This is a genomic window from Pseudomonadota bacterium (assembly GCA_026388215.1).
Lineage (GTDB): Bacteria > Desulfobacterota > Syntrophorhabdia > Syntrophorhabdales > Syntrophorhabdaceae > JAPLKF01.
The window spans coordinates 1-12,596 of the sequence record JAPLKF010000078.1; the positions used below are offsets into that span (position 1 = coordinate 1).

Below are 12,596 nucleotides of genomic sequence, written 5' to 3' on the forward strand. Positions count from 1 at the left end.
AAGACAGGTGTCACAATATATCTTGCCCCCCAACCGGTCACAAACAGTTATGTAAAATCTATTAACAAAAAATTAAAATTCCCGCCAAGGTTTGGAGAACACAACGAAGAGATTTATTGTAAGATTCTTGGTTATTCAAGTAAGCAGTTGGGGGAATTGAAGGCAAAGGGAGTCATTTAAATAAAAAAGGGTATAGGGTATATTTTTAACCCCCAACCCCTAAGAACTTGGGGAGGTCGAATGGATACCACCGATAATCAACAAACCATAAGAAAAGGGAGATTTTTGCGAGAGCAGGTTTACAAGAGCCTGAAGGCTACCATTCTCGACGGAGTTTTGGCGCCGAACAAAAGGCTTATAGAAGAGAAGCTGGCAGGGGAGATGGGAACAAGCAGAACCCCTGTGAGAGAGGCCATTCAAAAGCTTGAAAAGGAAGGGCTCATACATAAACTTCCAAAGGGCGGTTTTGCGGTAAATGCCTTACAAAAAGGGACACTGAAGAGATTATAAGATTGAATACTGAATTCCATGAAAGATTATACAGGGCTGCAAAAAGTTCAAAGTTATACACCATTATCAATGATTTAAGGGATTATATCTATCGATATAGAATCATTATATTTAGATATGAAGGTATGGCAGAAATCTCAATCAAGGACCACAAGGATATGATTGGATTGATGAAGGTAAAAAATGCCCGGCAGGTAGAGAAGCTTGTGAGGAAACACATCATTAGAGGGGGGGACCTCATCAAAAGGAAGATGAAACAGGAGTCAAGAAAGAAATCAAGAAAGGAGTAAACCTTGGAGAAGAAAATTAGGATTCTCATAGCAAAACCGGGACTTGATGGCCATGACAGGGGGGCAAAGGTTGTAGCACAGGCATTACGGGATGCAGGCATGGAGATAATTTATACTGGATTACACCAGACTGTGGATCAGATTGTCAATGTTGCCCTTCAGGAGGATGTTGATATAATAGGCTTAAGCATCTTGTCGGGTGCCCATATACCAATTTGTGAAAAACTCATCAAAAGGATGAAAGAAAAAGGCATTGGTGAGAAGATGGTGGTTGTAGGAGGGGTTATACCGGAAGGGGATATCAAGAAACTCCACGATATAGGTATAAAAGGGGTATTTCCCAATGGTACGAGCTTTGATACAATTATAACGTTTCTTAAGAATAGCATAAAGGGGTAGGGAGGGAATATGGGTGTAGCATCATATATAAAGGATGGGGAAGATATTAAGGAAGTCATATTGGAGTCAGGGATATCAATAAAACCTGTTTATGGTCCGGAAGACATAAAAGACCTTGAGTATAAAGCTGACCTCAATGACCCGGGTGAATATCCCTTTACCAGGGGTATCCATAAATTCATGTACAGAAAAACGCCCTATACAATGAGGCAGTATTCTGGTTTTGGGACACCAAAAGAGACGAACGAAAGATTTAAATTTCTTATTTCTCAGGGGCAGACAGGTCTTAATGTGGCCTTTGACCTTCCGACCCAGATGGGTCTTGACTCTGATGACCCACTTGCAGAAGGCGATGTCGGAAGGGTTGGAATGGCTGTGGATAGTTTGAGGGATTTTGAAGAGGCATTTAAGGATATACCGCTCGATAGGATTGGCTCCGGTCTTACGATAAATGCAGTGGCGAGTATCATGCTCGCCATGTATCAGGTGGTTGCAGAAAAATATGGATATTCCCCTGATATAATAAGCGCTACCCCTCAAAACGATATACTGAAGGAGATGGTAGGGAGGGGCATGTGGATTTTTCCTGTAGAGCCTTCAATCAGGCTGATAGGTGATACGATTGAGTATTCTGCAAAATACCTCCCGCGTACAAATCCTGTGAGTGTATGCGGCTATCATATCAGGGAGTCAGGTGCGACCCCGGCACAGGAGATTGCCTATGCCTTTGAGATTGCCAGCACATATATAGACCATGTACTTCAGAGGGGATTAAATATAGATGATTTTGTTCACAGGTTTTCTTTCAATCTCGATATCTATGGAAATTTCTTTGAACAGATTGCGAAATTTAGAGCGGCCCGGAAGATGTGGGCGAAACTTATAAAAGAGAAATATGGGGCAAAGAACCCGAGGTCTCTATGGTTCAGAATGCTCGCCGGTGGAGGCGGAGGGGGGCTTACAAAAGAACAACCTGAAGTGAATATCGTGAGAAGTGCTTATTATGCAATGGTATCGGCCTTATCCGGGACACAGACAATGGCCCTCTGTTCCTATGATGAGGCGTACACGATCCCCACACCGAAGGCAGCATTAATATCCCTCCGGACCATGCAACTCTTACTTGAGGAGGTAGGGGTAAGGGACACAGTGGACCCTCTTGCAGGTTCATACTATGTTGAATGGCTTACAATGGAGATGGAAAAGAAGATCAGGGAAGAGATGAAGAGGGTTGAGGATGTTGGCGGTATGGCACACGCTGTTGAAAATGGTTACGTGCAGAGGGAAGTAGCAAAACAGGCATACCTCTTTGAGAAGGCCCTTCAGGAAGGAAAGAAGATAAAGATCGGTGTCAATAAATATGTGATGGGAGAAGAAGAAGCACAAAAGGTTGAGCTCCATGAATATAATCCTAATGTTGCAGGCCAGCAGATTAAGAAACTTAAGGAGATAAAGAGGGTAAGGGATACGAGAACTGTAACGCAGAAATTAAAAGACCTTGAGAAGGCTGCAAGGGAGAAAAGGAATGTAATGCCTTACCTTATTACATGTATTAAAGAGTATGCAACAGTTGGGGAAATGACAAAAGTTTTTAAAGAAGTATTTGGTGAGTTTAAAGAACCATCGATATTTTAATTAGAGATCGGGATTCCAGGGTCATAGGGGTCAAGTGTTTCAAATCGCTCGAATCCTTGAACCCTAAGATTAGAAAAGAGGAATATATGAAAGACAAGTATTACCGGCTGGGCTGTGACATAGGTGGCACATTCACTGACTTTGTCCTGCTTAACGATCAAACTGGGGAGATGAAGACCGGTAAGTGTCTGACCACACCCCAGGACCCCTCGGATGCCGTTGAAGAGGGGATAAGGGTGCTGGAGGCCACCGCGCCTGACTTTGTAGCGAAGCTGGATGAGTTGATACACGGAACGACCCTCGTCATCAATTCCATCATCGAGAGAAAGGGAGCCAAAACAGGACTCATCACGACGAAGGGTTTCAGGGACGTCCTGGAAATTGGAAGGGAGCTGCGCTACGCACCTTACGACATATTCGCCGAATTTCCCAAGCCTCTGATCCCCAGAAGATATCGCATCGAAGTGGATGAGAGGGTCCGAAGCGATGGGAGCGTCATAAAAGCCTTAGACCCGGAAGAAGCAAGTCGTGCAGTCCGTACCCTCCTCAATATGGGCCTTGAATCTATTGCTGTCTGTCTCATTAATTCCTTTGAGAATCCATCCCATGAGCTGATGCTCCAGGAGATCATCGAAAAGGAAGCCCCGGGCATCTCTGTCTCCATTTCATACCATGTTTTGCCACAGATCAAGGAATATGAGAGAACGAGCACCACCGTCACTAATGCATACGTCAAGCCTCTTACGGGACGGTATCTGTCCAAGCTGGCCGGCAGGCTCACGTCGATCGGTTTCAAAGGTAAGCTCTTTATCATGCTTTCGAGCGGCGGAGTTACCTCTGTCGAAACGGCGGCCGAGTTTCCGGTAAGGATTATCGAGTCGGGGCCGACCGCGGCAGTCATCGCAGGCCAATACTACGGCAGGCACTTCAATATTTCGGAGATGTTTTGTTTTGACATGGGGGGTACAACGGCCAAGTCATGCCTGATCCAGAAAGGGGTCGCCGGTGTTGTGCCGACCTTCGAAGTGGGGCGCGTACAGAGGTTCATGAAGGGAAGCGGCCTCACGATCCAGGTTCCTGTTGTCGACTTGATGGAGATAGGGGCTGGGGGCGGCAGTATTGCGAAGGTAAGCAAGCTGGGCACCCTTCAGGTTGGGCCGGAAAGTTCCGGAGCAGCACCGGGACCTATCTGCTACGGGAGGGGAGGCACAGACCCCTGCGTGACCGATGCCGATCTCCTGCTGGGCTATCTCGACGAGAACTATTTTCTCGGGGGGGAGATGAAGCTCGACAGGGAGGGGGCAAGGCGCGGCGTCGAGGAGAAGATTGCCAAGCCCTTAGGGGTTTCCTTCATCCAGGCTATCTGGGGGATTCACGATCTCATCAACGAGACGATGGCAGCAGCAGCGAAGACGCATATCGCCGAAAAAGGTGGAAACCCCAAGATCGTAACAATAGCCGCCTTCGGAGGGGCAGGACCGGTTCACGCCTATGGCCTGGCTAAGAAACTGGGAGCCCCCCGTTTGCTTGTGCCACCGAATGCCGGGGTAGGTTCAGCTATGGGCTTTTTCACCGCTCCGCGGGCGTTTGATCTCCTCCGGAGTCACAAGATTTCCCTGAACAATGTAGCCTTTAATGAAATAGAGAATATCTTTAAGGGGCTCGAAGCGGATGCCGGTAAAATACTGAAGAAGGAAGCAGCGGATGAGACCATCCGATATGAGCGGTCCCTCGACATGCGTTTTGTGGGACAGGGTTCGGAAGTCAATGTTCCTCTGCCTGCCGGGGATTTCACAGAACTCAAGAGAACGGACGTTCGGCGTTACTTTGACGAGGTCTATGAGAAACTCTATGGCAGGACCTATCCTGAATCGGAAGTGGAATTCATCAATTTCAAGGTGAGGGCCAGCCTTCCCGAGCGGCTCCTGCAACTGCCCAAGCTTGATGGGAAGAAGGGGCAGTCTCTCGATGCAGCAACCAAGGGACAGCGCCAGGCTTACTCCCCGATTGCCCGGAAGTTTATCCCCTATACGGTTTACGATCGGTACAAACTCTTTCCAAAGGCCCGGTTTAAAGGGCCGGCAATTATCGAGGAAAAGGAGTCGACCCTCATCGTAGGCGAGGATAGTCATGTATCGACAGATGAGTTTGGGTTTCTGTGGATTGATCTTAAGGAGGTATGAAAATGGGGCGTGCGTTTGATCCGATCACGTTAGAGATCTTATGGAGAAGACTTATTTCCATTGTGGATGAGGCGGACTCGAGCGTCGCCCGCACGGCATTCTCGAGCTTGCTCAGGGATGCCCATGACTACACCTGCATGTTTACGGACAAGTTGGGCAGGGAACTGGCCCAGGGGAGTTTTGCAACCCCCGGGCAGTCGGGGGCCATGGCCCTGGGAATAAAAAATCTCGTCAACAAGTTCCCTATAGACTATTACCAGCCTGGTGACGCCTTTATTACGAATGATCCCTGGGCTTTGGCGGGCCACCTGAATGATGTATGCGTCATGAGCCCTATCTTCTACAAGGATCAATTGGCCGCCTTTACAGCCTGTGTTTTTCATCACTCCGATATCGGTGGCCGTGTTGCCTCGGACAACCATGACGTCTTCGAAGAAGGCCTTTTTATCCCCGTCGTTAAGCTCTATGACAGGTGGGTCCTCAACGAGTCGGTCCTGGACATGATCCGGTGGAACGTACGGACGCCCGATGAGGTTATCGGGGATATCCGGTCGCAGATAGCTGCGAACCATGTCTGTGCCGAGAAGGTACGCCAGATGCTCAAGGAGAGTGACCTTGACAGTCTCGATGACCTGGCAGACCAGATTATTGGCCTCACTGAGAAAAGCATGAGGGAGGAGATCGAAAAAATCCCGGACGGTATCTACCGGGCCAAAGGCATAATCGAGCAGATAAAGGAAAAAGAGGACATCGTTATCCAGGCGAAGGTCGAGATAAAAGGAAGCAATATCATCGTGGACCTCGACGGCTCTTCCCCGCAGGTAAACTGGGGCGGCAACGTGGTCTTCAATTTTACCTATGCCTATGTATTCATGGCAGTGAAAAGCATGTTTGCCCCTGATATCCCCAATAACGACGGCTGTACCAGGCCTATAAAGCTCTCCGCCCCTGAGGGTAGTGTTGTGAACTGCAAGTTTCCTGCAGCCGTGGCCGCACGGATGGGGGTGGGTCATTTCCTTACCGAGGTCATTTACCGGGCCCTGTCCGATGTCCTGCCCAACAGGGTGATTGCAGGCTCCGGCGGTACCCCTGCTGCGATGAACGTGTTTTATGGGAAAAGGAAAGACGGGAAGCCGTGGCATTCCGTGATCATAAGGGGAGGTGGCATGGGAGCGGGCGCCGCCAACGACGGCAATTACATCTACATCTTCCCGGCCAACGGTGCGAACACGCCTGTTGAGATATTTGAAAGCGACACCCCACTTATTGTGGAGAAGAGAGAACTCCTCACTGATTCAGGCGGTCTCGGCAAGATGAAGGGAGGTCTCGGGAAAAGGGAAATTTTCAAGGTGCCTGACGACCAGTATGCCCCGATCCCGCCCGTCAACCTGGGAATCCAGGCGGGAAGGTACGTCTATCCGGCGGAAGGGCTCTTTGACGGCAAACCAGGTACCAGGGCGAAGTTCCTGGTCAACGGAGTGCCGGGAAATTCCTATGGATTAACCCAACTGAAGCCGGGCGACGTGGTGACCATCGATGCTCCTGGCGGGGGCGGCTACGGCAATCCGCTCGAACGCGAGCCCGAAATGGTGGCCAGCGACGTGATAGAAGGATATGTCAGCCTTGAAAGTGCCAGGATTAACTACGGTGTTGTGATCGACACTGCAACATTTGCGGTAAATATGGAAGAGACAAAGAAACTACGAGAGAAAAAAGTAAGCAGTAAGCACTAAGCAGTATGCAGTTAAAATCTTTGCTGCTTACTCCCTACTGCATAGTACCTATTGCATTTAGGACGGGGGTGAATATGGAACAGAGATTTGGACCCAGGCAGAAGACGGAGAAGGAGCTTCTCGCCTTTCAGGTTGAAGGGCTTAAATGGACATTAAACCATGTGTATCGAAATTCGGAATTTTACAAGAAAAGCTTTGATGAAGCAAAGGTTAAGCCGGATGATATAAAAACCCTCGATGACATAAGAAAATTGCCATTTACCTCCAATAAAGACCTTCAGGCAGGCTATCCCTTTCCCCTACGGAGTGTGCCTTTTGAAAAGATCACGCGTATCCATGCATCGAGCGGAACAACGGGTAAAAGAAAGGTTTTGTGTTATACCCAGAAGGACGTGGATGACTGGGCTGATATGTTTGCAAGGTGCTATGAATATGCAGGGTGCACAAAGGAAGACAGGATCCAGATAGCTGTCGGGTATGGCGTGTGGACAGCCGGGTGGGGATTTCAAAATGGTTGCGAAAGATTTGGCGCGATGTCTATACCCATTGGGCCCGGGAACCTCGATATGCAGTGCCAATTTCTGGAAGACTTTCAAACCACAGCAATCTGCTGCACGGCATCGATGGGTTTACTCATGGCAGAGGAGATAGACAAGAGGGGACTTAAGGGCAAGATTGCGCTAAAGAAAATGATATTTGGCTCTGAACGGTCAAGTGATGCGATGAGGGCAAGAATAAGTGAGTTGTCAGGGGTAAAGCCGGAGCAGCTCTTCGATATACCGGGGCTTACAGAACTCTATGGTCCAGGAACAGGATTGGACTGCATCTATCACAGAGGCATCCATTACTGGGCAGATTACTATATACTTGAACTGCTCAATCCTGACACACTTCAACCTGTCAAGTTAGGAGAGGTGGGTGAAATGGTAGTGACTACACTCCGCAAGGAAGCAGCGCCCCTTGTCCGTTATAGAACGAGAGACCTTACAAGGTTGATAATCGAAAAATGTCCCTGCGGAAGCATTATGCCCATGCATGACAGGATTTTGGGCAGGTCAGATGATATGTTTATATTCAGGGCGGTAAACATTTATCCAAGCCAGATTGACCTCATCCTTTCAAATATAAAAGGGGTTGGAAGTGAATTCCAGGTCATCCTTGATAGAAAGGCGGACGGGAAGGATTACATGACAATTAAGGTGGAAAGGGCAAATGATGCCTCTCAAAAGGATGATGAGAAGGTGAAGAAGGTTATCGAGCGGGAGATAAAGAAACAGATACTTGTCAGCGGGGATATTGAGATAGTCGACTATGCGGGATTACCGAGGTCAGAGAGAAAAACAAAAAGGGTGTTTGATAACCGAGACTGAAAAGCATTGTTAACACCAGGATTCAAGGGACCATGGGGTCAAGGGGTCAAGCACTTTAAAACCACTTGAATCCTTCCTGCCTGGCTGGCAGACAGGGAATCCTCGAACCCTTGAACCCTTTATTTTTTAAGAAAAGGGGGTTATCTTGAAACGATACGAGTACCATAAACCAGGGACTATTAAAGAAGCAATTAAACTGATGGGGACCCTTGACGGGGCACAGTACATTGCTGGCGGGACTGATGTTATGGTCTTGCTCAGGCAGAAGAAGATTGCACCTAATAATTTGATTTCTTTGAGGAATATAAGCGGCCTTTCTTATATAGACAAACAGAAAGGCTTGCGTATCGGGAGTGGTACCACCCATGGCGAGATAGAGAATAATGACTTTATCCAGAGCCACTATACAGCCCTTTATGATGCCACCAGTAACCTTGGCTCCATCCAGATAAGGAATGTTGCCACAATTGGCGGCAACATTTGCAATGCCGCACCCTCAGCCGACACGGCATGTCCTCTCCTTGTCCTTGATGCAAATGTAGCTATCCTTGGACAAAAGGGCGAACGAGAGGTTACGATTGACGATTTCTTTTTGGGGCCGGGCAAAACAGTCCTTGAAAAAGGGGAATTGGTAAAAGAGTTTGCTATGCCCCTTTTTGGAGATAATACAGGTTCTGCATATATTAAGCATACGAGGAGAAAGGCAATGGACCTTCCCATCTTAGGGATAGGGGTGAGGATTACCATCTCTATAGGTAAGAGCGGGGGCGAAGTCCGCTGTAAAGACATGCTCTGTACCATTGAAAGCATATCGAATGTACTTGCCCGGTTTGAGGATGAAGAACTCAAATGTGAGGATGTAAGGATTGCAATGGGTGTTGTTGCACCAAGACCTATAAGGGCAAAAAAGGCCGAAGAGGCCCTTAAGGGTAAGGTTATTTCTGAAAAGTTGTTTGAAAAGGTAAGTGAGATTGCGGCGAATGAGGCATCTCCCAGGGACAGCGTAAGAGGAGAGGCGTGGTACAGGAGAGAGATGATAAAGGTGCTTGTCAAGAGGGCCATTATGAGATCGATTGATAGGATAATCAGGCCGGATGACACGGTCTATCCTGAGAGACTTTGGTAAGGGGGAGACATGAAAAAGGAGATAGTCTTTATTTTGAATGGCGAGGAAGTGAAGGTGGAGGTGGAACCTGAATGGACCTTGCTTTATTTTCTAAGAGAGGTTTATGGGCTTACAGGAACAAAAGAAGGATGTGGGTATGGGGAGTGCGGTGCCTGCACGGTGATTATAAATGACAAGGCCATTAATTCATGTTTATACCCTGTACTTGAGGTCGAGGGTAAAAACGTTACGACCATAGAAGGGCTTCTCTCAAAGGATGGAGAACTGCATCCCTTGCAGAAGGCATTTATTGAGCAGGGGGCAGTTCAGTGTGGTTTTTGCACACCCGGCATGATTATGGCTGCAAAGGCCTTACTTGATGAGAAAAAAAAACCTACAGAGGATGATATAAAGGAATCTATCGCAGGCAACCTTTGCAGGTGTACGGGCTATGTGAAGATTATTGATGCGATAAAAACTGTTGTGGGTGGGAGGTGATTATGGAAGAGTTTCTAACGGTTGGAAAAAGGATCCCCAAGATGGATGCCCCTCAAAAGGTAACAGGTAGCGCCATATACATACAGGATTTGAAAATACCCGGGATGCTCTACGGTAAGATCCTCTACAGCAAATATCCCCATGCGAAGATACTGAAGATAGACACCTCAAGGGTAGAGAAATTACCAGGCGTGAAGGCCGTAATTACAGGTTATAACACCCCGCCCTTCAAGTTTGGTTTTTTCAAGGATAATCCGCCCCTTAAAACAGGTAAGGTCCTCTCCATGAGGGATGAACTGGCGGCTGTTGCTGCGATCGACCCTCAGATTGCAGAGGAAGCCCTTGAGCTTATAGATATCGAATATGAAGAACTTCCTGGCATCTTTGACCCCCTCGAAGCCATGAAAGAAGGTGCCCCGATACTGCACGAAGGGCTGAAATCAAATATACTGAAATTGCCATGGAGGCTAATCTGTGGTGATGTTGATGCGGCAAAGGCAGATTCAGCCTACATTGTGGAGGATACATTTTCAACACAATGGGTTACCCATTGCTGCCTGGGTACAAGCGGTTGTATTGCCTTATTTGATATGAACAATAATCTCACGATGTATAGCAATACACAGATCCCCTATCTTGCCCAGAGGGATTATATCGATGCCCTAGGTGCCTTTGGTTTGAAGAACAAAAGGGTGAGGGTAATCCAGTGTGTAATAGGTGGTGGATTCGGGAGTAAACTCGATACATATGCGTATGAATACATCGCTATCCTACTTGCATTGAAGGCAAGAAAACCAGTCAAGGTCGTGTTCTCAAGGGAGGAAGAATTTTTTGCTACATCACCGAGGCAGAACACCATTACAAAGATATCCCATGGATGTACGAAAGAAGGGACGTTACTATTCAGAGAGATACACATGATACTCGATAACGGTGCATATACATCCTGGGGTGCAACAACCCCTTCGGTGATGATGATGCCAATCTCATCCCTTTACAAGGTGCCCAATATCAAATACATAGCACAGTGTGTATATACAAATAATACTTACAGCCAGGCAATGAGGGGCTATGGCAACCCGCAGGCAACCTTTGCGATAGAATCTTCTATAGAGCAACTGGCAGAGAAGGCTGGCATTGACTCTTATGAGTTCAGGCTTAAGAATGCGAACGAACCAGGTGAGATAACACCCCAGAATTTCAAGATTACAAGCTGCGGCATGAAGGAATGTATCGATGCGGTGGTGAAAAAGCTTGACTGGCAGTCAAAGAAGGGAAGACATGACGGCAGGGGCGTGGGAATGGCCTCCCTCATACATGTCGGGGGAGGTGCAAGGGTATACAAATCCGATGGCTGCGGCACGATGATAAAAATCGATGATTATGGAAAGATAGATATCTTCACAGGTTCATCAGAGATAGGTCAGGGTTCGGAGACGATCATTGCCCAGATAGTGGCAGAGGTGCTTGGTGTGAATGTTGATGATATAAACGTTATCAATAATGACACGGATGTGTGCCCCTGGGATGTAGGTGCTCATGCGAGCAGGACAACCTTTGTTGCAGGGAATTCTGCGCTTGGCGCTGCAAAGAAGATAAAGGCACAGGTTCTTGAGATTGCCTCAAAGAGTCTCGGTGAAAGTCCTGAAGTGCTCGACATTAGGAACGGGGTTATATTCTCAACAAAGGATAAGGAGAAAAACATTCCCCTCGGGAAGGTATTGAGGAAGACCCACTATGCCTCAGGTGGCAAGATGTTGATGGCAGAATACTTCTATGACCCTGCCAATGAGAACTTCGATAAAGATTTCAAGGGGAATCTCTCTATGTCTTACGCATACGGGGTTCACGGGGTTGAAGTAGAGGTGGATAAGGAAACAGGAGAGGTAAGGGTGCTCAAATACATTGCGGCCCATGACGTGGGAAGGGCTATTAACCCGATGCTCCTTGAAGGACAGATATACGGTGGCGGGCTTATGGGGCTTGGTTATGCCTTAAGTGAGAGGATGATCTTCCGTGATGGAAGGTTGATGAATGCAAACTTCCTCGACTATAAGATGCTGACTGCAAAGGATGTGCCGCCGGTTGAGGCCGTAATCGTGGAAACAGACGAAAAGGATGGACCTTTCGGGGCAAAAGGCATAGGGGAACCGGGTCTCGTCCCTACAGCACCTGCAATTGCTAATGCAATCTATGATGCGGTAGGTGTCCGTATCAAAGACCTGCCTATAACACCGGAAAAGATACTGAAGGCACTGAAAGAGAAGGAGACTAAAAAACAGTAAGGAGTAAGCAGTAGGGAGTAAGCAGAAAGGAGCAAAAACAGGAAAACACCAGAGGGGCAGGCTGGCAAATAGCTTGCCCCTCTGCATTAATGTATTTCGCCAGAACACTGTTCCAGCCATAACGCAAAATGTGATTCTTAAAGCGTGACGTGTGAAATGTATTGACAATGTATTTACATTTACTTAAAATATGTTATGGAGTTTGAATGGGCTGAAAATAAAAATAGGGCAAATGTAAAGAAACATAAATTATCATTCGAGGAATCAAAGGAGATATTTGACGACCCATTTCACATCTCCATTATAGATGAAAGATTCAGCAATTTTGAGGAAAGATGGGTAACCATTGGTACTACATACAAAGGGAAGTTGATTGTAGCGGGACATTTATACTGCCTTAAAGAAAATGGAGAGGAAGTTATTAGAATTATATCGGCAAGAAAAGCTACAAAAAAAGAAAAGGAGCAATATGAAACAATCGGATTTTGAATTAAAGAAAGAATATGATTTCTCTAAAGGTGTAAGGGGTAGGTTTTATAGACCCAAAAAGATCTCAACTACAGTGAGACTGGATAATGATATTTTATT

Annotated in this window: 12 protein-coding genes; all 12 read left to right on the plus strand. The window is 47.1% G+C overall.

Going from position 1 to position 12,596, the window contains the following annotated elements; translation table 11 throughout:
- Positions 1-180, plus strand: a 180-nt coding sequence (locus NTU69_05020; protein ID MCX5802882.1) for a CoA transferase, incomplete at its 5' end; no start/stop codon positions are given.
- A gap of 60 nt (positions 181-240) precedes the next feature.
- Positions 241-510: a GntR family transcriptional regulator gene (locus NTU69_05025; protein ID MCX5802883.1), complete on the plus strand. Its 270-nt coding sequence runs from the start codon at positions 241-243 to the stop codon at positions 508-510.
- Between the two features lie 2 nt (positions 511-512).
- The gene (locus tag NTU69_05030) at positions 513-800 is read left to right on the plus strand and encodes an FCD domain-containing protein (GenBank protein ID MCX5802884.1); all 288 of its coding nucleotides are present in this window, start codon (positions 513-515) and stop codon (positions 798-800) included.
- A gap of 3 nt (positions 801-803) precedes the next feature.
- Entirely contained in the window at positions 804-1,199 is a 396-nt protein-coding gene (locus tag NTU69_05035) for a cobalamin B12-binding domain-containing protein (GenBank protein ID MCX5802885.1), read from the plus strand.
- 9 nt (positions 1,200-1,208) lie between these two features.
- Complete coding sequence (locus NTU69_05040) at positions 1,209-2,834, plus strand: methylmalonyl-CoA mutase family protein (protein MCX5802886.1); 1,626 nt, start codon at positions 1,209-1,211, stop codon at positions 2,832-2,834.
- Positions 2,835-2,920: 86 nt separating this feature from the next.
- A complete protein-coding gene (locus NTU69_05045; GenBank protein MCX5802887.1) occupies positions 2,921-5,017 on the plus strand; it encodes a hydantoinase/oxoprolinase family protein in 2,097 nt (698 codons plus the stop codon).
- Positions 5,014-6,750, plus strand: a complete 1,737-nt coding sequence (locus tag NTU69_05050; protein ID MCX5802888.1) for a hydantoinase B/oxoprolinase family protein — start codon at positions 5,014-5,016, stop codon at positions 6,748-6,750. Before NTU69_05045 ends, NTU69_05050 begins: the two co-directional genes overlap by 4 nt.
- 74 nt (positions 6,751-6,824) lie before the next feature.
- On the plus strand, positions 6,825-8,120 hold the full coding sequence (locus tag NTU69_05055) for a phenylacetate--CoA ligase (GenBank protein MCX5802889.1): 1,296 nt from the start codon (positions 6,825-6,827) through the stop codon (positions 8,118-8,120).
- Between the two features lie 145 nt (positions 8,121-8,265).
- Positions 8,266-9,246: a xanthine dehydrogenase family protein subunit M gene (locus tag NTU69_05060; protein ID MCX5802890.1), complete on the plus strand. Its 981-nt coding sequence runs from the start codon at positions 8,266-8,268 to the stop codon at positions 9,244-9,246.
- A gap of 9 nt (positions 9,247-9,255) precedes the next feature.
- Complete coding sequence (locus NTU69_05065) at positions 9,256-9,723, plus strand: (2Fe-2S)-binding protein (protein ID MCX5802891.1); 468 nt, start codon at positions 9,256-9,258, stop codon at positions 9,721-9,723.
- A 2-nt stretch (positions 9,724-9,725) separates the two neighbouring features.
- Positions 9,726-12,008 carry a xanthine dehydrogenase family protein molybdopterin-binding subunit gene (locus NTU69_05070; protein ID MCX5802892.1) on the plus strand — a complete coding sequence of 761 codons (2,283 nt, stop codon included), beginning with the start codon at positions 9,726-9,728 and terminating at the stop codon, positions 12,006-12,008.
- Between the two features lie 195 nt (positions 12,009-12,203).
- On the plus strand, positions 12,204-12,497 hold the full coding sequence (locus NTU69_05075; GenBank protein MCX5802893.1) for a BrnT family toxin: 294 nt from the start codon (positions 12,204-12,206) through the stop codon (positions 12,495-12,497).
- Positions 12,498-12,596 lie beyond the last annotated feature (99 nt).